Source organism: Spartinivicinus marinus (assembly GCF_026309355.1).
GTDB lineage: Bacteria > Pseudomonadota > Gammaproteobacteria > Pseudomonadales > Zooshikellaceae > Spartinivicinus > Spartinivicinus marinus.
In genome coordinates this window covers 5,694,676-5,720,124 of the sequence record NZ_JAPJZK010000001.1, presented here as the reverse complement: position 1 = coordinate 5,720,124, position 25,449 = coordinate 5,694,676, and the positions used below count along the sequence as shown (strand labels likewise).

Below are 25,449 nucleotides of genomic sequence, written 5' to 3'. Positions count from 1 at the left end.
GCATTGTGTAGAGAAGTGTTTATGGCAATTAAATTAAAAATGAACAAAAAAAAAGGAATGATTATGTTGAAAAAATCACAGCTAATTTATCTCACCACACTTTGGCTTTTAACAGTATTATTATTTGACAACCATATATTAGCCAACCCTATGGTTGATGCTGAAAACACCTACAACGACAGCCGTTGCAATTTCGACTATTCAGTTTTAAACGAGATCAGGGCTGTGAGTTGTAGTTATCACTCGCTGTATATTGAAGCCAATGCAGGTATTAAACGAGAAGTGAAGTATCAACTGCCAGTGGGGGAGCCACCTGCTCAAGGCTGGCCAGTGGTGATCATTTATCAGGGGAGCTTTTTTCCTGTGGAGTTTCGTCGGCATAAAACTGATCCGTTTGGTGGTTTTTATGAAGCGATGCTAATCAAGCAGCTGTTAGATGCAGGGTTTGCGGTTATTGCTCCCAGAGCAGCCATTAATCTGGCATGGCAAACTAATCTATTAGCCAGTGCTACACCTTATCGGTTGACGACTGACTATCAGTTTATTGGTAGAGTGTTAGAGGGCATTAAACAAGGTTTATTTGGGCCATTAGATGATCAACGTAAATTTGCTACCGGCATTTCCAGTGGGGGATACAACACCAGTCGGATGGCGGTGTCATTTCCAGGTGAATTTCGCGCGCTAGCCATTCAGTCAGCTTCTTATGCCACCTGTCTTGGTCCTGTTTGTCATGTACCCTTAGATTTACCAATTGATCATCCACCCACTTTATTTCTCCATGGGCTTTTAGATGTCACCGTACCTGCGTGGACCATGAAGCGTTATTATCGCCGCTTAATAAATCAAGGAATTGAGGTGGAGCAATGGACTAACCTAACAAAAGGGCATAGCTGGTTTGAGGAGTCTCCCTCTAAAATTGTGGCGTGGTTTAATAAATATTAACTTCTCGGGCGGGTGATGCAATAAGCTGCGCTACTCGCCTTGGTGCTATATTCATTATATAAGTCGTTAATCACCCCAGAGTGTTGACCACCGATAACCCATGCCAAAGTTTATTTTGTTATTACTAATTGCAATGACCTATTGTAATGCTATTGACGTTCATGCCAACAGTCCGGTAATTATCTGGACCTATTATAGCTCGCCGCCATTTTCTATTGATAACAGCAAACGCATAGGGCTTACCTATGACTTTGTCGACCTTCTGAATAAACTTGCTCCAGAGCACTTACACTTTTTAACCCATTTTATTCCACGCAAACGTTTAGATGTATTACTCAAAAATAGTAATGATGGCATCGTTATTTGGGTTAATCCGGCTTGGTTTAATGATAAACAACAGCAAAAATATTTATGGACATCACCTTTAATGCAAGACACTAACGAAGTCATTTCTTTACTGAAAAGAGGGGTGCTCTACAAAGGGAAAGAATCACTAAGAGGGCTTCAATTAGGCGGTGTATTAGGTCATGTCTATGATGGGCTTGAAGAAAGTATCCAGCAAGGTGCTATTAAACGATTTGATGTGGCTTCCTTTCATCAATCATTAATTGTGTTAATCGCTGGGCGAGTGGATTTTACTATTGTTCCAAATAACGCTGTTCGTTATTTAGCTGTTGATATGGGGGTCAGCCATTTAATTTGCCATTCACCCAAGCCTCATAGCCGCTATAGCCGCCATATGCTTGTGCAGTCAGGACAAGCAGCAGCTTATCAGTTTTTAGAAAACATCATTAAAACCTTACCTAGTAATAAGCAATGGCAAGCGATTCTGGACAAGTATCATTTAACGAACAACCCACTACAGCCTTGTAATCCCTACCAATAACTAGTCATCGTGGTGGTATCAGTGTATCCAATCCATATTTAGCCAATAGTTTCTTATAACTACCGTTTTGAACTGCATGATGCAACCAATGGTTGACCCTATCGATGTGTGACGATTGATTTTTTGACGCTAAAAAATGTCTGGAGTAGCGGTTAAGTGGTTGTTTAGAAAAATAGAGTTTATTGCCTACTTGAAATAGATTTTCATAGTATTTAGCACTGGAGTGAGCCATAGTAATAACATCAAGCCGTTGCGCTAATAGTAACCTGATGTTTTTAGCTTCTTTACTGCTATTTATACGAATGATTTTTCCACTGTCAATGTCATCCTGCAAACCAAAATAAGTATGTCCCTGCACCCCTCCTAGGGCCAGCCCATATAATGATGTAGGCCCCATATATTCGACTGGTTTATTAATTCTTGAAATAAAACCTTGCTGGTCATATAGCAAAGCTTTTCCCCAAATAAAACCATGTTGTTTAGCATTTTCAATACCACCAAAGGTAAGAGAAACCGCCCAAATCATCACAGCGCCTTGCTTACCAGTCAGCATTTTTTTCAGGCGCATTTTAGGTAATATACGAATGTGATAGGACGTATTCATTGTGTTATTGACAGCATTAATCACTTCATAAGAGAGTCCCTTTTCTGATTTTCTATCAATAATGTAGGGTGGTTGGTCATGATAGGTGAGTATGTCCATATCGGCTGCTTTCCCATGAGCCGCATAGAAAGAAGCAAAATAATAGAACCAACATGCAAAACAAGACTTCGTCATAATATAGGCACACGCATTATTAGAAGAAGTATAGTGGATATCGCTGTAACCAGCGCTATTACTGAAAGTGACTATCTAAGTTGAAATGGACACGCTGGAGTAAAGTGTGTTAAGCACACTAGGTGCCAATAACCTGTAAATAACAACCTCGCCTGATAAGTCAAAGTTTAGCCTTTTACTTCTCTGTTATATCCTTTTACTCTTGAGTATACACTAGTTACCGTTCATTTTTATGTGTTAAAAATAAACAAAAATACTCACAGTAAAAAATAATTACTGTACAACCACTAGAAGGATCTTATGACACAACAGGCTTATATTTTCGATGCCATTCGCACTCCTCGGGGCAAAGGCAAGTCCAATGGTGCTTTATATTGCATTAAGCCCGTACGATTAGTTAGCAATCTACTTTCAGCACTACAACAGCGACATAATTTAGATACAGCTCAGGTTGACGATGTGGTTTTAGGTTGTGTCACTCCCATTGGTGACCAAGGAGGCAATATTGCAAAAACAGCGACCAGCCTAGCTGACTGGGATATTACCGTTGCTGGTGTACAAATTAATCGGTTTTGTGCCTCTGGGCTGGAAGCGGTCAATATGGCAGCGATGAAAGTGGCTTCTGGCTGGGAACAATTAGTGGTTTGTGGTGGTGTAGAGTCTATGTCTCGGGTACCCATGGGGTCTGATGGTGGTGCTTGGGCACTAGACCCAGAAACCAATATTCATACGGCTTTTGTTCCCCAGGGGATCAGCGCTGATTTAATTGCCTCTTTAGAAGGGTTTAGCCGCACCCAGCTTGATGAATATGCAGTCAGCTCTCAACAAAAAGCAAGCTACGCCTGGGAACAAGGTTATTTTCAGCAATCGGTTATTCCTGTCACAGATCAAAATGGTTTACTGTTGCTAGAGAAAGATGAAAATATTAAACCAGATACAACACTTGATGTATTAGCGGGACTTAAACCGGCCTTTTTTCAAATTGGTGAACTGGGCTTTGATGAGGTAGCGTTAAATGTATATTCCCACCTTGAAAAAATTCATCACCTGCACACCGCAGGAAGTGCATCGGGTATTGTAGATGGAGCCGCTGTCGTATTAATTGGCAATGAGGCCATTGCCAACCAAATCGGCTTAACCCCCAGAGGACGTATTGTTGCCACAGCGGTGACCAGCACTGACCCAACGTTAATGTTAACAGGACCAGCGCCTGCTACTCAGAAAGCCCTGGCTAAAGCTGGCTTAACCATTGACGATATCGATTTATTTGAGGTGAATGAAGCCTTTGCTGCCGTGGTATTAACGTTTGCAAAAACCCTGGCTATTCCACTGGAAAAAATCAATGTTAATGGTGGAGCCATTGCCATGGGGCACCCCTTGGGAGCAACGGGAGCAATGTTATTAGGGACTTTACTTGATGAACTGGAACGCCAACAGTTGCGGTATGGTGTTATCACATTATGTGTGGGTGGTGGAATGGGAATAGCAACTGTTATTGAAAGAGTTCAGGGGTAGTCGTCATATGAATCATATTATTCACTACCATCACGATGCAGATAAGATTGTCACACTCACGCTTGATATTCCTGGTCAAGCCACCAATACCATGAACGTCGCCTATCGAGAGGCAATGAAAAATACGATTATTCGGCTGGAAAATGACCTTGATAATATTGCAGGCATTATTATTACCTCAGCAAAAGAGACTTTTTGTGCAGGAGGTGATCTTAACGAACTGAGTGAACAGGTAACAGCTAGCATTGTTTATCAAATGGTTAATGATATCAAACAACCCTTGCGACAACTGGAAACCCTAGGAAAACCAGTGGTAGCGGCGATTAATGGTGCAGCACTGGGTGGCGGATTTGAGCTAGCGTTAAGCACTCATTATCGAATATGTCTCAATCAACCCAGCATCCAACTAGGGCTACCTGAGGTGACTTTGGGGTTATTACCCGCCGCTGGTGGTATTACCAGAATGGTAAGGCTTTTAGGTATTGAAGCTGCACTGCCTTATATCCAGCAGGGGAAAAAGTTTAATCCGCAGCAAGGCAAGCAAATAGGGTTAATTCATGAATTAGCTGATTCACAAGTAGCACTCATCAACCAAGCTAAATCCTGGATAAAAGCGAACCCGGATGCAGTTCAACCATGGGATAAACCAGGTTATAAAATGCCAAGGGGTAATCCCAGTTCACCACAACTAGCCCAAAAGTTGATGATTGCTCCCGCAATGCTCATTAAAAAAACCAAAGGCTGTTTGCCTGCACCAGAAAAAATCCTCTGTGCTGCTGTGGAAGGCGCACAAGTAGACTTTGAAACGGCGTATGATATTGAAAGTCGCTATTTTGTCTCTTTAACGACAGGGCCAGTGGCTAAAAATATGATGACTTCACTATGGCATCAGCTTAACAAAATTAATAGTGGTGACAGTCGGCCACCAGCAGTTTCTACAGTAAAAACTGAAAAAGTAGGTGTTATTGGTGCAGGCATGATGGGTGCTGGCATTGCTTATGTCACCGCCAAAGCGGGTATTCCTGTCGTATTAAAAGATATTTCCATTGATAAAGCAGAGCAGGGTAAAGACTACAGCCGTCGACTATTACAAAAGCAAGTCCAACAAGGGAGACTAACTACGGATAATGCCGCAGATATCCTTGAAAAAATTCAGTGTACAACCATTGACACTGATTTTCACGGTTGTGATTTAATCATTGAAGCCGTGTTTGAAGATCGACAGTTAAAAACCCATGTTACCCAGACAGCTGCCCAGCAGCTTACGACAACAGCCGTGATTGCCTCCAACACGTCAACCCTGCCAATCACTGGACTTGCTCAAGCAATTGAGCAGCAACAGCAGTTTATTGGCTTACACTTTTTCTCTCCAGTAGACAAAATGCCATTAGTCGAAATTATTCGTGGCAAGCAAACCAGTCAAACGACTCTGGCTAAAGCATTTGATTTTGTGCGGCAAATTCGTAAAACGCCCATTGTTGTTAATGATAGTCGTGGTTTTTTTACCTCCCGGGTATTTGGTCGATACTGTTTAGAAGGGCTTGCATTACTCAAAGAAGGGGTTGCGCCTGCGTTGCTTGAAAGAGAAGCAGTTAAAGCAGGAATGCCTGTGGGGCCATTGGCAGTGATTGATGAGGTGAGTTTAAGTTTATTAGCCCGTATTCGTGACCAAGAAAAAGTTGACTGTGAGCAGGCTGGTATCCCATTTACTCCCGCACCAGGCTATGATGTGTTAGATAAACTGCTTGTTGAATATAACCGAAAAGGTCGAGCAGCAGGGAGAGGTTTTTACGACTATCCCAAACAAGACAAAAAACAGTTGTGGCCAAACTTAGTCCAATTATTTCCAGTCACATCTACTGTTCCTAAAGCCGATATTGCAGAAAGATTATTATTTATCCAATCAATCGAGTCGCTTCACTGTCTAAAAGAAGGCGTGCTTAACAGTGTGGCTGATGCCAATATTGGTTCTTTATTTGGTATTGGTTTTCCAGTTTGGACGGGTGGAGTACTACAGTATATTAATTATTATGGTCTACAGGCATTTATTAATAGAGCAACAGAATTAGCAGAAAAATACGGAAGAAGGTTCCAACCACCAGCACTATTGTTAGAGCAATACAAAACAGGAGACTTCTTCTTTTGAGATTGCCTTTGAAGCAGAATGCAGTTCAACGTATGTATTACGAGGTTTAGCGATTGAAAAAGCTTTTTTCGTAATACATAGACAGCTCTTCAATCGCAAGCATCAATTTAACATATGGGATAGACTATTTTGCCATACCAGCCGGAATAATTCCATATTGCTCCAATAGTTGTTCTGCTTGATAAGCAAGCAGACGATGTACGGCTGCCGTTGGGTGTAAGCCATCCCAGAAAATATATTGATTGGGCTTTTCTACCACCTCATTTGTTACCCAATTCCAAGCTGAGTCACTTACATTACTCAAACGAATAGCTGTTGGCTGATGATAAAACTCGCCTTGAGTTTGAATTTGCTTAACAACCTTAGTCAAGAAAACATCAGCATCCATTAAATAAATATTTGCGGATGTCTGCAGTTGTATTAGGTGATCTAGCTCTTTGGCTAACGATTGGTTAAATTCATCAACAAATGCCTTGGCCTGGTCATAGAAAGGGTTTAACCAAGCACCAAGATATAATGGAGGTATATTCATTACTAAAATATGCTTAGCACCATGCCGTTGCAACTGTTTTATATGCTCAACCAGTTTTAGCGCCGTTGAGGTACCTGTATCACCTTGGTTAGCAAACAAAGTAAACCACAAGTTGTTGGTGCCTCCTTGAATAAGGACTAAATCGGTGGGAGCAAACTTTTTATGCTGTGCCAAGTAATCACTTATCTGCTGGCCAATATTGGGCAAAACCGTTGTGCCTGATCTAACAGTTGAACCATCAGCAACTGTTTCATCAGCTAAGTAGCCATCCCCCGTCATGGCTCCCCCCACTGACCAATTATTACCCGTTAAAGAATTAACCTTTAATGGATAAGCGTGATTTTCACCCGCAGTCTCTATAACCATAGTTGAGTTGATGACTTTTAATGCAGGAAAAGAGGGCTGCCGCCAAAAACTTATATGCAACTGATCAACCCAGGTAAACCCATTACTAAAACGTCCACTGACATTAGGTGGTAATGCCCGTACACTAATTAAATTATTTGACGCTTGGTTCATATATAAACTAATGAGATGTTTATTACTCGCATCAGATAAACTGTCGCCAAAACTGATTATATTGTGAATATTCACTTGCTTTCCTGCTAAAGCAAATATAGGAAATATACTCAAAATAAATACGATGGTTCTTATCATTATTTTTCACTACCTTGATAAATGTTTATATTGACACACAAGACTCTAAGACAATATTCGCCTGTTTACAAGAACCAGTCTTTTTAGTATTACAATTAGCGACAGCATTAAATAGCGAACATGGAAGATTGTTATTCGATAGACCAAAAGGGATAACCCAAATGCCAGATACTTCACCTGTTTTACCATTGCAATCATTGAAAATATTGGATTTTTCGACTTTATTACCAGGCCCATATGGGTCAATGTTACTGGCTGATTTAGGGGCAAACGTACTGCATATAGAATCACCAAATCGACCAGATTTAGCACGAGTCACTCCGCCGTTTGTTGGTAAAATAACAGCGTTACATGCCTATATTAATCGCAATAAAAAATCAGTTACCTTAGATTTAAAACAACCTGATGCAGTCAAAACAGTTAAGCAATTAATTATGGAGTACGATATTATTATTGAGCAGTTTCGACCAGGGGTAATGACTCGGTTAGGGCTTGATTATGAGCAATTAAAAATTGTTAACCCTCAACTGATTTATTGTTCTATTACTGGATATGGCCAGTCCAGTCCTTACCAGCAAAGGGCAGGGCATGATATTAATTATTTAGCGCTAACGGGTATTGCAGATGCTTCTCGCCGCAAAGATCAGCCACCAACACCAGCTAGTGTGCAAATTGCTGATGTTGCAGGAGGCTCATTACACAGCGTAATTGGTATTTTAGCCGCGGTAGTGGCACGACAAACCACAGGGTTGGGTCAACATATTGATATCAGTATGGCTGATTGTGCTTTTGCTTTGAACGCTTTAGCCGGCTCTGGCTTTTTAGGGGCAGGTATTGAACCTAAACCTGAGCAACAAATACTTAATGGTGGAAGTTTTTACGACTATTACCAAACCCGTGATGGCCGGTATTTGGCATTAGGTTGCTTAGAACCTAAGTTCTTACAGTCGTTTTGTCAGCTCATTGACAAACCAGAGTTAATGACTCTTGCCAATAACCCTCAACCTGCTGCACAACAGCAAATGAAAGCAATCTTGACAGGATTGTTTTTAACAGAGGATTTAGCGTATTGGCAACAGCGATTTGCGACCGAAGATGTTTGTATTGATCCGGTTTTAACGGTTGCTGAAGCCTGTGAGCATCCACACTTTAAGTCTCGACAAATGGTTGTGGAAGTAGATACAAACGAAGGTAAGCAACGTCAAATGGCTTGTCCTATTAAGTTCTCTAATGCAAAAGCGCATTATCAACATATTGGTCGTACACTGGGGGCAGATAACCAGTGGTTAACTGATAAACTCAACTCATCCATTCATGAGTAACTGTGACCCTCTATCGTTTTAGCTCTGCGTCTCTATAATGAGGGTCAACCCAACAACGGGGAAGGGTTTCACCTGATTGAAAAATTAAATTTTGTTTACTGAATTTTTCAGGGTCTTGCACTTCTTCGCCATAGTGATAGCGGCCAACCACCTCTTGTTGATATAAATCAAATAATTCAGTTATGCTCAAAATTTCAACCAGGTGACCATTATTTTTTTCTTTTAAGAACATGCTAAACTGCCCCCAATTTTGTGTTTTGCTTTGAACTAGATTTCCTTTAGCATAGTCGTATCTAGTAGTCCATGTGTACAATTTACACATACATCACTCGTCTTTTCGTGAGTTTCTTTAGTGATATAATTTATATTGCTATTTCAGGTCAAAAAACTGTAAGAGAAATACATGAGAGAAAAGTATTATAATAAAGGCGTGTTACAGTAGTTAATGAGGATTACTTATTATGGTAAAAGCAACCGTTTATTTAATGCTTGAACAAAAGGATGTGTGCATTCCTTATAGCTTTACCCACTTACCTGCAATAGGTGACGTTATTCCAGCCAGACAAGCTAACAATAGTAATAATGTTGCTTCCATCACTGACTCTCTCAATGAGAAATGGCTAGTTAAGAATGTCGACCCAGAAACAGGTTATGTTATTTGTGAGCCCTGTTAAATAGCCATTTTCTCCGACGATGCGCCTTGTTATTGAGAAGGGATCTTACTGCTAGGCGCACACTTCACTGTGAGTATATTCACACCATCCTTGGTGTTTAAGAGCGACGATAACAAAGCCTAAAAATCATTCGCGAAGAGTATACATTTGAGTTTTATAATTCTCTCTTTTTTCAGCTAATAAATATTAGCTGCTACAGTTAACTAATGCCTTCTACTAAAAGTTACTTATCGGCCGAACAAATGCAATACCAATTTACAAGTCAGCTTTTCTCTTAATTATTTGTGAAGGGTATAAAAGGGCACCTTTAAAGTTATCATAAGGAGATGATGATGAAAACACGCCTCTTTTTTTCCTTATACTGCATTCCATTTAGTTCATCGCTTGCCATCAGTGCTCCTACAATACCTGATCAGCAAGGGATGTGGAGTTCAGTTTACCAATATAACCAGTCTTACACCATTCCACTTAGCCAACTTAAAAAGGCTGAAGCAGAACTCACCAACTCCGAACTTATGCGGCAGGTCAGGCATTCAATTACCACTTTGAATAACCAAATTGTTGAGAATATTGCTCCACATCGTAAAACCAACCCAGCTAATGTTAAAAGAGTAGAGTCTATTATTGCTAATAAAGACTGGGAGTATTTATTCCCTAAACGCAACCCAATGTATACTTATAATAATTTTTTAAAAGCCATTGGAAAATTTCCAGCTTTTTGTGGAAATTACTCAGACAAACGCAATGCCGACGCTATTTGTCGCAAATCACTAGCCACCATGTTTGCTCACTTTACTCAGGAAACAGGGGGACATAACCCTTATGACGAAGTACCTGAATGGCGCCAAGGATTATTTTGGGTAAGGGAAATGGGTTGGACTGAAACCATGCGAGGAGGGTATAACAGTGAATGCAATCCAGATACCTGGCAAGGTCAAACCTGGCCTTGTGGCAAGTTTAAAGATGGCGCATTCAAGAGTTATTTTGGCCGTGGGGCAAAACAGTTAAGTTATAATTATAATTATGGCCCATTTTCGGACGCCATGTTTGGTACTATACGTACGTTGTTAGATCAGCCAGAAAAGGTGGCTGATACTTGGTTAAATCTCGCTAGTGCTGTGTTTTTCTTTGTCTATCCTCAGCCCCCTAAGCCCAGTATGCTACATGTGGTGGAAGGCACATGGCAGCCTAACCAACATGATCAAGCTAAAGGGTTATTACCTGGCTTTGGTGTCACCACCCATATTATTAATGGAGGGGTAGAGTGTGGAGCAGAAAATGAGCATAAACAGTCATTAAATCGAATCAGTTATTATAGGCATTTTACCCAGCACTTAAACGTATCAATCACTGATAGTGAAGTATTAGGCTGTGCCAATATGCAACGATTTGATAACCAGGGCAGTGGAGCACTCGCTATTTATTGGGAACAAGACTGGCGCTGGGACCCAAATACCCCCACAGGAAAAAGCTATGCATGTAAACTCGTTAATTATCAAACCCCATACACTGCTTTAAAGTCAGGGGACTATATTAATTGTGTGGTTCATCATTTTAAGGATGTTATTATTGATCCTGACAACTAAGAAATACTTGATAATTAAAATCAAGCTACTTTTATGTAGCCTGTTTTTAATAGGGACTCAAATTCATTAGCGGGGAGTGGCCGGCTGTAGTAAAAGCCTTGAACAGCATCACAATGATGGGCACGCAAAAAGTCAATGTGATGAACATTCTCTGCGCCTTCTGCAATGACTTCCAGATTAAGCCCTTGCGATAAACCAATAATTGCTTTGGCTACTTCTGCCGTATTTTCATTTACTTCAATATCATGAATAAACGCACGATCAATTTTTAAAGCAGTGATCGGATAGCGAGTAAGATAACTTAAACTGGAATACCCTGTGCCAAAATCATCAATTGATAAATAGCACCCGAGTTCTCGAATCTTCTCTAATTTGTTAATAGTTTGCTCAATATTATGCGCCAGCATGCTCTCAGTGATTTCCAGTTCTAAAAATTCTGGGTTGATATGAACACGATTAATTACATCTTGTACATGCTGAACAAAATCAGGGTTATTCAATTGTCGGCCAGATACATTAATTGAAAACTTAACGGGTCCTAAGCCTTGTTGTTGCCACAGTTTATTTTGTCGGCAGGCTTCCTCCAATACCCACATGCCTATTGGTTCAATTAACCCTGTTTCTTCTGCAACGGGAATAAACTCACCAGGCGATATCATAGAGGTTCCATTTTCAAACCAACGAATTAAGCCTTCCATACCGACGATACGTCCATCATCTGCTCGGACTTTTGGTTGATAAAACAGTTGAAATTCATTTTTTGCGATACCATGGCGTAAACGAGCTTCCATTTCAATACGCGCTTTAGCCCGACGATTCATTTCGGTAGAAAAATAGTCGTAACAATTTCCACCCTCTTGCCTAGCATGATTAAGTGCACTAAAGGCCAACTCAATCAACCCTTCCGGTGTTTCACTATCACTTGGGTACAAACTAATACCCACAGATGCACGAATATGCACTGTTTGTTGGTCAATAGCAAAGGCCGCCTCTGTTGAGTGAAGTAATTTTCGTGAAACAATTGCGCTGTCATCTGAAGCGGTAACTTGTAAAACAAAAGCAAAAGTATCTTCCATTAATCGGGCAATAGTGTCACTTTTTCGGATACAGCTATGCAGGCGATCAGTCACTTGGCATATAAGCTCATCACTAAACCGTTGACCAAAACCTGCTTTTATATCGGAGAAACGATCAATCGCAAAAAGTAGCACAGCGACAGATTTACCTGCTCGTTTTGCATTGATCATGCTTTGTTGAATCCGATCCTTCAATAGAACCTGATTTGGTAATCCAGTGAGCTCATCAATATTAGTTTTGTTATTCTCTTTAGTAGTTGTCGTATATTGATCATCGGAAACAATTCTTAACAACCACAATTTGGGTTGATGTTTGTTAGTGAAAATAGGAGATATCTCCACCGACTTGGGTACCCGATGACCGCTGGCTCCCACTAAGAGTCGGCCATTCCAGGAGGTACTGTCTTTAAAGACCTGTTTCAAAGGGCCAATATTATTTTCTAACTCTGACTGTGAAATAAACTGGGATAATGGGTGGTTAATAACTGCATGTTCATTTTCACCGCACTGCTTGCAAAATGCACGACTTGCAGAGTGAATACAGGATTTAGCATCACAAATGATTAATGAATCATCAATAGAAACTAAAAGTTGACCTAATATTGACTGCTTTGGTTTCATGAATATAACTTTAATGACTAAATAACAATTGACTTCAAAAAACCGAAACTCACTAAGTTTAGCCTAGGTCAGAAATAGCCAATCAGCAATTGTAATGTCACACTACTCACTTCAATTTATAGTTAAGAAGAAGTAGGGGGGTCATCATCAGCGCTGGCAGGTACTGAAGCGGGTTGCTCCTCCTTTATAGGAAACAGAATACTGGCAATCACACCCGCTAAGATAAGCCCCAATACCACATACAGGCTGACATCATGAGGAATATGAAACGTTTCCACACCAAAGGTTTTCTCCACTGCAGAAGCACCTAGCTTAATCGCAATAAATACTAAAACAAACGCCACGGCTCGCTCTAAGTGGCAGAGATACTTTGCGGCGACAGCTAGCAGAAAATACAAATTACGCAAACCTAAAATAGCAAATATAACCGCCGCATAAACCAGCAAGGGTTCTTGTGTAACCGCAATAATTGCTGGCACTGAATCAAAACTAAAGACAATATCAGACACCTCAATACAAATCAGGCATAAAAACATAGGTGTCGCAAACCAAGCACCATGCCTGGCTGTGTCACTAAACGTGAGAGTAGGGTCATCTTGTTTCATTTGTTCTACTTGCTCGCGCCGAACAAAAAATGCTTTGCCTACCAGGCGCGGAAGTACAGGCATGTATTTTTTCGTGAGGTTAACACTCCAATGTTCGGAATAGTCATCAATGTCGTCATCATCACCACTACCATGCCAAAGAGCCCATCCAGACCAAGCGACTATCAACGCAAACACTAACTCTACCCAGGATGTAAGCCCAAACAGTGTCGTGCCTGCCGCTACAAATATGGCTCTAAAAATTAACGCACCAGCAATGCCATAATACAAAATGCGGTGCTGTAAAATACCTTTAATCCCAAAACTGGAAAAAATCGCTACAAATACCATCATATTATCGATACTAAGTGCTTTTTCTAACGCATAGCCAGCCAAAAATAAACTGGCGTATTCGGGACTAAACCGCACTTTCAGGTAGTAATAAAAAGCAATTGATAATGCAATCCAAAATACCGACCAACCAGCCGCATCCTTGAAAGTCACTTCTTCCTTATTACGATGACTAAATAAATCCATTGATACAGACACAAAAACAACAGTAAAGAGGATCACGATTGTCTCAATGGGAAAACCAAAATGTTCCATTTGGGCATACCTTCCTATTCAGGTTGCGATGTATATATAAGAGTCGCGAGTTTAAGCCTAGCTTGTTAGCCACAGTAAGTCGAAGAAATCTTATTAGAAATAAGTAGAGTGACTTAAAAGGGTAATACAGAACAGCTACAGACGTCACACGTCGTATTTTATACGACAATAGTTGTGAATGGTTTGAGCTGGATCCAAGCGACTCTATTACTTACATAATTTAACATAATATACATTATGCGAAGTTTTATATACCTGAACCTTACAGCTACCTTCTGAATGCTGTTAAGCAACCCGCTCCTTTTAAACTCCTCGCGTCTCCTTTTATTTGGTTGTACTATAACTTGTGTATAAAACCCTTTAATTAGGACAACCACATTGACAAGCAACAAACGCAAATCAGCCTGCTTGGCTATGAGCTTCTTAGCTACGATGCTAGTGCTAGTCGGCTGTGACACTGATAATCAGACAAGTGAGATAACTTCAGAAAAAGTAACTACTAGCATAGCAAAACCATCAGAAACTAAACTGCCTGCTAAGCCTAAGCCAGCAGCAAAAGCGACTAACCCACCTAAAAATACCTTAGCAAGTCAGTCGACTAGCAATAACGCTGCTGCAACGTCAACAACCAGAAAACCTCTTGTCCTTAAGGTTGACCAAACAATGTTGACCAGTGGTGATACTAACAACAAACCGCAGCCAATAGCGAACACCCAAGTTCTCCCTAACCTGTTCAAAGATGATGGGACAAAAGAGAAAAAAGTTATCTCTGGTGGCTTATTAGTCAATAAAGAAAGTGGCCAGCTAGACAAAGCAATAGATGGTGCTGAAATTTCATTTGAACTACAAACAAATTAAAACTGCAGTAGCTCCAATACTTGCTGAGGCTTAGCATTAGCCTGAGCTAAAACTGAGATACCTGCCTGTTGAAGGACCTGGATACGGGAAAAAGTCGCTGTTTCCGCAGCAAAGTCAGCATCAACAATACGAGACTTTGCTGATGCCAGATTTTCATTGTTGACTTGCAGGTTATTGATGGCCGATAAAAATCGATTTTGGATCGCTCCTAGCTTTGCTTGTTGAAATGCAATTTGCTCTATAGCATTATCAACAGCCTTAATGGCTAAATTAGCCCCTTCGACACTAGTCACATCAATATGTTGCAACAGCTGTCCTTGCTCTAGATTACCGTAAGTACCTACTCTAAAACCCACTCGATCAATGGATAAAAATGGATTATTAGTGCTGATTTCAATTTTTCCAGCGGATAGTAATTGAATTGAAGCAGCTGTATTAGCGCCAATAGAAGGTACATTAAAGCCAGCATCATTCGCATTGGCTGTTTCATTTGCCAAATTGACATTGCGACCATCTGGAGCAATTAAACGAAAAGAGTCACCAAATACTTCAGCTGTTATGCCCGTTCGACCGGACTTTCTATTAACAGCAGTGACTACTTTATCAATAATTTGGCTTTCAGAATCTGCCGCTGTAAACACCAGGCCAATGGTTACACCATTAATTTCAACCGACTCATTACGATCATTACCTGGGTTCACCGAGCGGGCATAGACGACCGTTGGTAATACTGTGGCGGTAACCCCCGTTTGCGCTTTAACCAAGTTAATAGCAAATGCTTTGGCAATAGCCGAACCACCATTATTAACGGAAGAAGCTGTATCATAAGCAGTTAATGACGGCCCTACTGCAATCCCATTAATAACCAAGTCACCCGTGCTAAGTGCAGAGGTGCTTACTCTCCTCCCCACCACTCCACTATTGCCGCCGCTATAGGTACCAAATGCTAAACCCGTAAAGCGGCCAATATCTGACTGGCCAAAATCGATGGTAATTGGCTGCTGGTTTTTAGCAACTAAAGTATAACTACCCACATAGGTTTGAGTCGCTGCAGCAGCAATAGCGACTGCGGCTGATAAACCCGATCCGTTATCGTCATAACGAATATTGCGCCCATCATCAGCAATTAAGGTAATACCTGTATTGATGTTACCAGTATTAACAGCGCGGACACCTGTTTGGCCAGTGGCATTATTAATAGTTGAAATAACCGACTCACGGTTAACATTCGCATCTAAATTGACATTGGTTGATACGTTTATTGATATATTGTTAATAACAATTGCACCATTTACTGTCGCATTGGTAGCGGCTAAAAAACCCGAATAGCCAACCACATTTGGATTGGCCCTGGCCGTTACCTCAGTTAAATCTGCAGATTTATTTATAGCCGCTGCGATGGCAATAGCACTTCGCTCATTTTCATGGGTTGAAGCATTATCATCAATACCTGTTGGTGCTGCGATAGGAATCCGATTAATAACTAAATCACCACTCCCAAGTGTTGTTAATGCCCCTGGACGTGTTGAAGAAATACCATCAGCTAAAGCACTCCCTAAGCTATCAGTTGTCACTTTGGCAATTGAAAGAGGTATAGCCTCACCTAGATTGCCTCCCGTTTGAAATAACGTATTAGTTAAGGAACCATCTAACAGATTTTTGCTATTAAAGTTGGTATTTTTTGCTACCGTCTGAATTTCATCTATCAGTTGAATTATTTCTTCATTGAGGGCAATTCTATCTACTTCTGTATTACTGCTATTCGCTGACTGTAATGCAAGCTCTCTCACTCGCTGTAAGTTATTAATGACGGAGGTAAAAGCACCTTCTGCTGTTTGTGCTAGTGATATACCGTCATTAGCATTACGAATGGCAATAGCAGATCCTCTAATATGTGAGTCAAACCGAATGGAGATAGCAAAGCCTGCTGCGTCATCTTTAGTACTATTGACTCGTAAGCCGGATGCCAACCTCGATAACGTATTGTCTTCCGCCTGCTGAGTGCTATTCAACGTACGTTGTGCAATGAGTGCAGTCACATTGGTATTGATGACTTGTGGCATAATGTCACTAACTCTATTAGATTAAGCAATAACTGATATCACTAATATTGGAAATTATTTTAAAAAACCCTTTTTATACGTTTAATATTATCTCAAACTTGCCGTTAACTGTTCATACTACTGAAATTAGATTTTAATAATATTGTAGCAGCTAACATGGCTGTTAGCAGATTTGCCTATACACCTCACCAAAAGTGATTTTTACTGCCATTTAAATGCCTTTCGTTCTGACACATCTTTGCTATTTTGAATGCTGAAGCTTACAAAATAAGCCCCTATTGATAAACAAGTGCAGTATTGAGAGAGATACAATGAAAAGGGTTATCGCTTGGTGCTGGGCAGTTTTAGCTGCCACTAGCGCCCATGCTGAACAACCTGTGACTGTCTTTGCTGACGATGCATACCCACCCTATTCTTATGTTCATGAAGGCAAAATGACGGGCATCTATACTGAAGTCTTGCAAGAAGCATTTAAGCAGATGACAGATTATAAGGTACAAATTCGTCCAACCCCCTGGAAACGGGGTCTAAAGTTTCTTGAACAGGGGGTGGGTTTTGCTTTATACCCGCCCTATCTAAGGAAAAAAGCTCGCCCATATATTGGCCCCTACTCCGTTCCTATCTTAGCAGAGCAGTTAGTGGTAGTTTGTCGTGAAGAAGTATTTGCCGAAGGCCCCCGCACCGACTGGCCCTATGATTATATAGGCTTAACCATTGGCAGAAACAGTGGGTTTGAAACGTTCAGTGTTGATTTTTGGCGTTTAGTTGCCAGCGATAAAATTAAAGTAGAAAGTGCAGGTGGTACTAGAATCAACTTACTTAAAGTCGCTAAAAACCGTATTCCTTGTTATGCCAATGATAAGCTATCGATTTTCTGGGAGCTAAAGCAAATGGAAAAAGATGGTGAGTATAAACCTTCTGAACATGGCCGCATTGTAGAAGGTGTGGTAATTAGTGCTGAATGGGGCCACGTGGGTTACACTAATCAAGGGGGTGGACGCTTCCCATTTAAAAACGACTTTGTTGAGCAACTTGATATCATTATAGAAAAAATGAAGTCTTCTGGTCGAGTTAATAAAATTGTTGAACGTTATGCCGGTTCCCAAGCTAATTAATGAAGATTATAGTTACAAGGGTGGTTCTATATGAAATACATCCATTGTAGTAGTTACTTTATTTTAGCTTTTTTTTTAATATTTATTGGAAATGGCGTTTTATCAATAGAAGCAATCGCTGAAGAAAAGACAGAAAAGGCGAAAAAAACAAGTTGTAAGCAAATCAATATCTTACTTTACAATGAATACCCTCCCCTTTATTGGAAGTCTGGCAATGGTTATAAAGGTGCTGCCATTAAAATAGCATCACAGTTTTTCAATGCAATGTCTATCAAAATTAACTTTATTGTACTGCACTCTTATTTTAAAGTAATCAAATCCATCAAGAGTGAACAGGCCCATCTAATACCTATCTCTAATATTAACGCACCCAAGTTATTGTCCCTGGTTGAGCCAAACTATTATAGCTCAGATATTGGTATTTATGCACTTAATACAAATATGCTTCCACTTGATCAATTCCTAAAAGACTCTTTTTATAAAGTCAGTGCAATTAACCTAGATATTAATCAAATTGAATTAACCAATATACCAGCTCATCACTTTAACTACCGCTACGGAGACATCAATACTTATTTTCGGCGCCTCAAAAAAGGTATTTTCCGTTATTTAATAGCAGATAAAACCTATTTTGGCATACTTAACAATCATCCAGATCTAAAAAACATTAAGCTTTCCAAATATTCACTTGGTAAAATGAATATTCATTATGCCTTCTCAAATTTATATCCTTGTAAAAAAATCCGTCAGGACTTTACCGCCTTTCTTGGTTCATTAGTTAATAGCAAAGAAGCTGAAGAAATAATTAATAATGCTTATTTAGAATATTATTATTAATACATAGTTGTTACTTCCCTCCCTACTCGAGTGTCAGTAGCTTTACTTTGATAGCAAACAATACCAACGTCAGTGAGAACAGCCCTACACTGATCAAAAACCGCACAGACCAGAAAACTAACAACAGAAGCTAAGCTTTACACAATATTAATAAACGATTGCTCATTCAGCTAGTTTGTCATATAGCAACAAACCAATTTCTAAATAAAAAATCAATTCAATTACACTGTTATTGCATACCTGCTAAATATTATTCTTAATAAAAGCCCAGTTTATAAAAAAAATAGTTGTCGCGACCTTTATACTTTGTTTGGTATGAAAAGCCACACACAAACATGACTTATTTAATGACAATATTCACTACCAATAGCCCTATACCTTTCGCGAATATTTTTTGATTCATGGAACATCATCACTTGTTACCCTTAAAAAGCATTCGTGTTGGATATAGTTAAAATCACAGCGAAGAGAACAGAAAACTGTACAGACTTATTTATGAATAAGCTTGTCAGCCTTCCTTCATTATTCATTGTAATTAAGTGTTTCAGTTATCATGAAAAACAAATCGAAATTCACGCTCAATTCACTATCAAAGCGAATTCTCTCACTAAGTGCATTATGCTTAACCGGTAGTGTATTATCAAGTTACCCAGCCTTTGCTAGTAATAGTGATACAGATGCTAGTAATAGTGATACAGATAGCACTATAGCAGCTCAAACCACACAGTTTGAAGAAAATCATCTTATTTACACACCAGATGAGATGTTAACGTTTGATGTTTATGAATATATCAATCAGCATGCGCCTCATTTAAAAAAGTTTTCTGAAGTCATATCTCACTGGAGTGGCTACTCAAGTATCAATCCCAAAATACTGATTGCTTTAATAGAACACCAAACGGGTATTATTAGTACACCGCCTAACTCCAAAGTACTACTTCGAAAACCTTTTGGTGACTTATCGAGTAAAATTGGCTTTTCCAATCAGGTAAAAGATATTGCTAAGCAACTTGCCCGTGATCACTATCAATTTATTGATCAAGCGATAAAACAGGCAAAAGCTTCAGCTAATATAGAACAAAGTATCAATCAAACGAGTAATCAGTCATTATTTGAAGCCAATTCAACTATAGGCAAATTGCTGTCTAAGAATAATCAAGCCAATAGTCAACAGCCTTCTGCTAATACAGCAAGCCAATTAGTTAATACTGATAAAAAACTAGATGATTTTTATCAAACTTATTACCAGCTGTTCCCAAAAAAAAAGCACACGCAAACCAATATCAGTGAAAACGATTTCTCTGCTAACTATTATGATGCAACCCCACCAGACAATATGCTTCAAATGCCGTTCCCTGTTGGTGAAAACTGGTGGATAGGTGGTAGCCATGTTACCACTGGCCAAGGTAAATACCCACAATCTTCCTTAGACTTAAATAATGGTGGTCGCTGGGGCTCTAATACCTCCAATAAATGGGTTGTTGCTTCTGCTGCAGGTAAAGTTAAAGTCCATTCATCCTGTAATATTGAAGTTATTCATGACAGTGGCTGGTCAACCACCTATTACCATTTAAGTAACCCTCAAGTAAAAACTGGACAGCAAGTCAAACAAAATCAGCGACTGTCCAACTACGCCAGTAATAAAAGCCAAGCGCTTTGCCAAGGAGGAATGTCAACGGGTCCTCACCAGCATTTTAGTTTGAAGAGAAATGGTCAATATATCCACTTGAATAATGTTAAATTATCAGGGTATGCAGTGCATACAGGTCGATACAGTTATGACAATAATTGTAGCTATTTCTGGTTTATACGCAATGGAGATAAACACTGCTCTGGACGTATTTATAATCATGGGGTAGATAATAAGCCGGACCCAAAACCTGATCCTAAGCCGGATCCAAAACCCGATCCTAAGCCGGATCCAAAACCCGATCCTAAGCCGGATCCAAAACCCGATCCTAAGCCGGACCCAAAACCCGATCCTAAGCCGGACCCAAAACCCGATCCTAAGCCGGACCCAAAACCCGATCCTAAGCCGGATCCAAAACCCGATCCTAAGCCGGATCCAAAACCCGATCCTAAGCCGGACCCAAAACCCGACCCAATATGTAAAAAACCTGATTTGGTGAAAGATAATTTGATCAGAGAACCTGATTTTAATGATCTAAAACCGTGGAAGCGTTTTTATAGCAAAGATATAAAGCATGCGATCGAAAAAATGCAGCGGGATTGTGGTCAAGATAATTGGCTGAAAGTGACTGAACGGAAGCAGTATTACGATGGTGTATTACAAAAATTAGCTAAACCATTGGAGGAAAATAAAGAGTATCAATTTACAGCTAAAGTCAAATTACCCAAAGGCGCGAAAAAAGATTTGGCAATGGCCACCCTATTGTTAAAAAATGATTTGGGTGCCTATTACTACCAATATTTAGCAATCAACCAGGTAGATGAAAATGTTAAGGAGCTGAAAAAGCAATTTAAAGTCAATGCTCTTGGCAAAGTCACGGCAGCTTATATTGTGTTGTTTGGGCCTAAAGCTGATAAAGCGCTGTTAATCGATGAAGTGAAAGTTGTGCCTGTTAATGATAAACCAGGCCCTAATCCAAAGCCTGATGATAAGGTGATCTTCGATCACGGGTTTGAAAATGATCTTCAAGGTTGGAAAGCATCATTTAAAATGGGCAAACTTGAACATACCAATAAAATGAGTCACAAAGGACAGTGGAGTGTTAAGTCTACTGAACGAAATCATTGGTATGCGGGTCTCTCCCTACCGGTTAAAGATCAACTGAAAGTTGATCAAGCCTATCAACTGTCTTTAGCTGCTAGCTTAGGTGAAGCGGCGAAATCAAACCAGATGCTGGATGTTCAACTGTTTTATGTTGACGATGATGGATATCACTGGCAGCGAATTCACTCTATGAAATTACCTAAAGGTAACAAATGGTATGACTTAGCTGCTGAGTTTAAACTAAAGCCTAAAGGTAAAATTAAATCGGCTGATATTTATATCATTGGCCCAGAACCTAAGGTGGATTTCTATGTTGACAGTGTTAAGTTAGAGAAGAAATAGTATAAGTCCCTTCTGTTCTTAATGAGTCATACAAGCGGTCAGTTGTTGTTATACAGCTGACCGCTTTTTAGTTTCTACTTCTTTGGCCAACTTATATTCTTGAAAACATGAAAATAACGTTAGTTATGAAGTAACCGTGAAATTTAAGCACTAGATTTATTGTTAGGATGGTCTAAAAATGTAGGCGCTTATCAGCTAATGAGCAAGAAGGTTTACGTTGAGCTTTATATAGTGAGCTATGCTAAACAACAGCAAGCCTCAAATATTTATTTGCAAACGGCTGTAGTTAGAAGTGAATAGTTGCCACCAGATTCTATTTTTATATGCTTTAGCTTTATTCAGTTTAAAAACTGTATCAGCCGCCCCTATTCAGGTCACTATTCTAGCGGATGATAGCTACTACCCTTATAGTTTTGTTGATAAAGAGAGTGGTTTTCTAACAGGTGCTTATACCAAAATAGTAATGCGAGTCATCAAGGATATGTCGCGTTATCAGGTAAATCTACTACCCGTTCCATGGAAACGGGGTTTAAAACTACTCAAAGAAGGAAAAGCGTTTGCTTTATATCCTCCTTATCTAAAAAGAGATGTTCGTCCCTATATCTGGCCTGTATCCAAACCAATGTTAGATGAAGTGACCTCTGTATTTTGTCGAAAAGAAATATTAATTGAGCCCCGCCCTAAATGGCCTGATGATTATATTGGGTTAACCATTGGTAACAACCATGGTTTTCAAATAGGTGGGCTTCGATTCTGGAAGTTGGTTAAAAATGGGGACATCGTAGTTAGAGAGTACAAAAATAACCATATTAACTTAACCAAAATGCTTATTGCACAAGAAATCGATTGCTACATGAATGATCGCCAAGCGGTGTTACTGTCATGGCACAATTTAATTAACCAGTCGAAATGGAAAACAGCTGTTACTGCAATGGTAGAAGGTACTGTTATTTCTAAAGAACAAGGACACCTTGGTTTTACAAACCAAGATAACGGTATCTATTACTATAAACAAGATTTTTTGAAAAGCTTTAATACAATTTTGGAAAAAATTAAGCGCTCAGGGGAGCTTAGTAAGCTTGTTAATCAATATTGGAACTCATTAAAAGAAGTCTCGTCTAGAAATTTAAATTAAATAGCTCGCATTGTTAGGATGGTCTAACTTATTTGCGAGTGTTGACTCTTTAGTAGAGTAACAACTATTTCAGTCCGGTGTTTGCCACCATTGATCAGCCTGACCTAAATCACCAGTCAATGATGTCAAAAACTGTTTGATCTGTTGTATTTCCTCTGGGGTTAAACCCAACGGCAAAATATCGAAGTGAGGTCGAAATGGATGTTGGTTACGATCATAATAAGGAGGGACGGGCTTATTGTAATGGGCTAATACTTCTTCTAGGGTGGCAAATTGGCCACTTTGCATATAAGGGGCTGTTGCTGCTATATTCCGTAGCGAAGGCGTTTTAAAAGCCCCTACTAACTCCTGGCCTTGTTTTTTTAAATACAGCATTTCCTGACAATACTGTTTATTCGCATCACTCCACTTAGATAAACAGGTAAACTCATCTCGTAATAAATCCCCTACTCCTTGATAACGCCCCATATCAACTTGAGTAATATCAGGTTCCGGTGCGCCTATATTATGAAACTCAAAATTGGTAAATAATGGGCCGTTATGACAGCTGGCACAATTGGCTTTTCCCATAAATAGCCTCAGTCCACTCACCTCTTCTGCCGTTAACTGGGTTTTCAGTTGGTTGATATTGGCCGGATCTTGCTGTAACTGCGCTACAAATCGATCAAAACGGCTAGGTAATGGCTGAAGTTGACGTTGATAAGCCATCAATAACTTACCCACATCTGAAAAAATCCTATTGACTAATATTTGCTCATCACTCGTCAATTGCTGCCAATTCGCTTTGGCTGTTTCGCTACCGATAGGGCTAGCAGGCCCTTTTAATTCAAATAGGCGGTTAGCATTGACTTTATTGGCCGTGATACTCTGATAGTCTTTTTGGTAAAAGCACATCAATAGTTGAACAACCTCTAATCGACTCAAGCCATGCTCAACAACCGACTCTAATGGGCCTAATGCTTGAGACCAGAGGCTGTCCTTACGTCCATCCCAAAATTGCCAAGGGCTATAAGCAGCACCCAGAATGGAAGGCGCATTCCGTCGTGTTGCAGCAATCCCTTTAGAGGTTACTAAACCATCAGTAAAATATTGGGACGGATCGTGGCAGCTAGCGCAGGCTACCTGTTTATTCACGCTAAAACGCTTATCAAAAAAAATCGTTTTACCCAATGTAGCCGCTGTAATGGAATCTGCATATTGATTATCTTTTGCCGCTGGCAATGGCGGTAGACTACCCAGCCGAAACTGGGCTAAAAATTGAATATCATCATCAGTAAAATGATAGGGTGAAATATTGGCCAGAATTGGGCTGGCACCTATGCCTAAAAGACAAGAGAATAATAGTTTATACAAGCACTGATTTATACATGAAAGCATGCTGAAGTATCTACTACAAGACCACATTAAATTTAATCGTATCTACTCCCCCATGATAAGGGATATCAAACTCAATCACCCACCAACCAATCATTTGAAATTTCATCCCTTCAATTAAATACACCCCTGGCTCTATTTCCTTAGTCACTCTTGGTTGAGTGGGCAAACCATGAACATGACCTGGCATATGGCCACGCACATTAATCGCTTTGCCAGAAACAGGCTGTGCGGCTAAATCTGACAACATTAATCGCCATTGATGTATTTGATTTAGCGGCACCATTGGCTGTTGCTGGCTAACATCAACTATTGGCTCCACATGAGAGAAAAAATTAATGTCTCTGGAGAGTTGAAAACTAGCCGTATCTAATGGACTAGGAATTGACTGAGCACTCAAAGAGGGTACCGAAAGCGTCATACCACTAACAGCTGAACCGGTGTCCTGCATGGCTTTTGGCATATTAGGATGAACGCTACGAATTTGCGTATTATGGGCGATTAACGGTTGAGTTGACGGTATTAAAGCTATTTCCCCATCCAGCTTAATCTTAGCTTGCCACTGTTCCTTGAATGCTTTAGTGAGTAACTGTCGTCCATAGCTAAAATAGTCACTACTTTTTTGACGGTTATCTGCACCCTGTTGTTGCCATAGCGTGACTTGCTCAGCCAGAAGGTCAGCGGCAACCGTTAACTGTTGTGTAAGACTTTTGTCTGTCAATGTCCGGGCAGTTGCTCTTAAGCTATTCACCTCCTTACGAATTTGATTCGCACGACTAATAATCTCCATAGATGCCATTTCTTGCTTTCTCGCATCTAAGATTAACTCATTCGCTATTTTTATGATGTCACTGTTGTTTATCAGTTCGCTTGCTTTGCTTTCAACCGCGAAGCAAAACAAGCTATAACTGACCAATAAAACCGCTAATTTATTGAAATTGGATATCTTCTTTATTATTTTTTTATCCATAACACCTGTTCTAAAGAGTAAACTCAAAGCGTAGGGTTATTTAGGCAAGGCCTCCGAGCGATGAAACCCCAGGAGTTTAGAAAAACTAAATGACTG

Annotated in this window: 20 protein-coding genes; 12 read left to right on the top strand and 8 right to left on the bottom strand. The window is 40.0% G+C overall.

The features are described from left to right. The first annotated feature begins 63 nt into the window (after window positions 1-63). Window positions 64-942, top strand: coding sequence for an extracellular medium-chain-length polyhydroxyalkanoate depolymerase (locus tag OQE68_RS25470; RefSeq protein WP_219339929.1), 879 nt, complete (start codon window positions 64-66; stop codon window positions 940-942). Window positions 943-1,042: 100 nt separating this feature from the next. Further along, complete coding sequence (locus OQE68_RS25465) at window positions 1,043-1,828, top strand: substrate-binding periplasmic protein (protein ID WP_180567149.1); 786 nt, start codon at window positions 1,043-1,045, stop codon at window positions 1,826-1,828. A gap of 4 nt (window positions 1,829-1,832) precedes the next feature. Here OQE68_RS25465 and OQE68_RS25460 read toward each other — a convergent pair whose 3' ends face one another. After that, window positions 1,833-2,531, bottom strand: a complete 699-nt coding sequence (locus tag OQE68_RS25460) for a substrate-binding periplasmic protein (RefSeq protein WP_180567148.1) — start codon at window positions 2,529-2,531, stop codon at window positions 1,833-1,835. Window positions 2,532-2,906: 375 nt separating this feature from the next. Between OQE68_RS25460 and OQE68_RS25455 the strand changes: the two genes are divergently transcribed. Further along, the gene (locus OQE68_RS25455; RefSeq protein WP_180567147.1) at window positions 2,907-4,121 is read left to right on the top strand and encodes an acetyl-CoA C-acetyltransferase; all 1,215 of its coding nucleotides are present in this window, start codon (window positions 2,907-2,909) and stop codon (window positions 4,119-4,121) included. Between the two features lie 7 nt (window positions 4,122-4,128). Beyond that, window positions 4,129-6,267: a 3-hydroxyacyl-CoA dehydrogenase NAD-binding domain-containing protein gene (locus OQE68_RS25450; RefSeq protein ID WP_180567146.1), complete on the top strand. Its 2,139-nt coding sequence runs from the start codon at window positions 4,129-4,131 to the stop codon at window positions 6,265-6,267. Window positions 6,268-6,391: 124 nt separating this feature from the next. Here the strand turns inward: OQE68_RS25450 and OQE68_RS25445 are convergent, their stop codons facing one another. Next, the gene (locus OQE68_RS25445; RefSeq protein ID WP_180567145.1) at window positions 6,392-7,456 is read right to left on the bottom strand and encodes an SGNH/GDSL hydrolase family protein; all 1,065 of its coding nucleotides are present in this window, start codon (window positions 7,454-7,456) and stop codon (window positions 6,392-6,394) included. Between the two features lie 161 nt (window positions 7,457-7,617). Here OQE68_RS25445 and OQE68_RS25440 point away from each other — a divergent pair, with 161 nt between their 5' ends. Next, window positions 7,618-8,778, top strand: a complete 1,161-nt coding sequence (locus OQE68_RS25440) for a CaiB/BaiF CoA transferase family protein (protein WP_180567144.1) — start codon at window positions 7,618-7,620, stop codon at window positions 8,776-8,778. A gap of 10 nt (window positions 8,779-8,788) precedes the next feature. Here OQE68_RS25440 and OQE68_RS25435 read toward each other — a convergent pair whose 3' ends face one another. After that, the gene (locus tag OQE68_RS25435; protein WP_180567143.1) at window positions 8,789-9,010 is read right to left on the bottom strand and encodes an acetyltransferase; all 222 of its coding nucleotides are present in this window, start codon (window positions 9,008-9,010) and stop codon (window positions 8,789-8,791) included. A gap of 229 nt (window positions 9,011-9,239) precedes the next feature. On the opposite strand from OQE68_RS25435, the gene OQE68_RS25430 reads away from it, so the two are divergent. Both OQE68_RS25430 and OQE68_RS25425 read left to right on the top strand, forming a co-directional pair. Next, complete coding sequence (locus tag OQE68_RS25430; protein WP_180567142.1) at window positions 9,240-9,452, top strand: hypothetical protein; 213 nt, start codon at window positions 9,240-9,242, stop codon at window positions 9,450-9,452. A gap of 332 nt (window positions 9,453-9,784) precedes the next feature. Beyond that, on the top strand, window positions 9,785-11,038 hold the full coding sequence (locus tag OQE68_RS25425) for a chitinase (RefSeq protein WP_255490771.1): 1,254 nt from the start codon (window positions 9,785-9,787) through the stop codon (window positions 11,036-11,038). 20 nt (window positions 11,039-11,058) lie between these two features. Here the strand turns inward: OQE68_RS25425 and OQE68_RS25420 are convergent, their stop codons facing one another. Then, window positions 11,059-12,735, bottom strand: coding sequence for a bifunctional diguanylate cyclase/phosphodiesterase (locus OQE68_RS25420; protein WP_180567141.1), 1,677 nt, complete (start codon window positions 12,733-12,735; stop codon window positions 11,059-11,061). A 122-nt stretch (window positions 12,736-12,857) separates the two neighbouring features. Further along, window positions 12,858-13,925 carry a TerC/Alx family metal homeostasis membrane protein gene (locus OQE68_RS25415; RefSeq protein WP_180567140.1) on the bottom strand — a complete coding sequence of 356 codons (1,068 nt, stop codon included), beginning with the start codon at window positions 13,923-13,925 and terminating at the stop codon, window positions 12,858-12,860. Window positions 13,926-14,303: 378 nt separating this feature from the next. Here OQE68_RS25415 and OQE68_RS25410 point away from each other — a divergent pair, with 378 nt between their 5' ends. Beyond that, window positions 14,304-14,783 (top strand): hypothetical protein, encoded by a 480-nt coding sequence (locus tag OQE68_RS25410; protein ID WP_180567139.1) that lies wholly within the window; start codon window positions 14,304-14,306, stop codon window positions 14,781-14,783. On the opposite strand, the gene OQE68_RS25405 is transcribed toward OQE68_RS25410, so the two are convergent. After that, window positions 14,780-16,846, bottom strand: a complete 2,067-nt coding sequence (locus OQE68_RS25405; RefSeq protein WP_180567138.1) for a flagellin N-terminal helical domain-containing protein — start codon at window positions 16,844-16,846, stop codon at window positions 14,780-14,782. The genes OQE68_RS25410 and OQE68_RS25405 overlap by 4 nt on opposite strands. A gap of 311 nt (window positions 16,847-17,157) precedes the next feature. Here OQE68_RS25405 and OQE68_RS25400 point away from each other — a divergent pair, with 311 nt between their 5' ends. From OQE68_RS25400 to OQE68_RS25385, 4 genes are all read left to right on the top strand, one after another. Next, on the top strand, window positions 17,158-17,961 hold the full coding sequence (locus OQE68_RS25400) for a substrate-binding periplasmic protein (RefSeq protein WP_180567137.1): 804 nt from the start codon (window positions 17,158-17,160) through the stop codon (window positions 17,959-17,961). Between the two features lie 30 nt (window positions 17,962-17,991). Beyond that, entirely contained in the window at window positions 17,992-18,798 is an 807-nt protein-coding gene (locus tag OQE68_RS25395) for a hypothetical protein (RefSeq protein ID WP_180567136.1), read from the top strand. Between the two features lie 553 nt (window positions 18,799-19,351). After that, window positions 19,352-21,874 carry a LasA N-terminal domain-containing protein gene (locus OQE68_RS25390; protein WP_180567135.1) on the top strand — a complete coding sequence of 841 codons (2,523 nt, stop codon included), beginning with the start codon at window positions 19,352-19,354 and terminating at the stop codon, window positions 21,872-21,874. Between the two features lie 292 nt (window positions 21,875-22,166). Then, a complete protein-coding gene (locus tag OQE68_RS25385) occupies window positions 22,167-23,009 on the top strand; it encodes a substrate-binding periplasmic protein (RefSeq protein WP_180567134.1) in 843 nt (280 codons plus the stop codon). A gap of 69 nt (window positions 23,010-23,078) precedes the next feature. Here the strand turns inward: OQE68_RS25385 and OQE68_RS25380 are convergent, their stop codons facing one another. Further along, window positions 23,079-24,386 (bottom strand): cytochrome-c peroxidase, encoded by a 1,308-nt coding sequence (locus tag OQE68_RS25380; RefSeq protein WP_180567133.1) that lies wholly within the window; start codon window positions 24,384-24,386, stop codon window positions 23,079-23,081. A gap of 13 nt (window positions 24,387-24,399) precedes the next feature. Next, window positions 24,400-25,353, bottom strand: coding sequence for a FixH family protein (locus OQE68_RS25375; RefSeq protein WP_180567132.1), 954 nt, complete (start codon window positions 25,351-25,353; stop codon window positions 24,400-24,402). Between the last annotated feature and the right edge of the window lie 96 nt (window positions 25,354-25,449).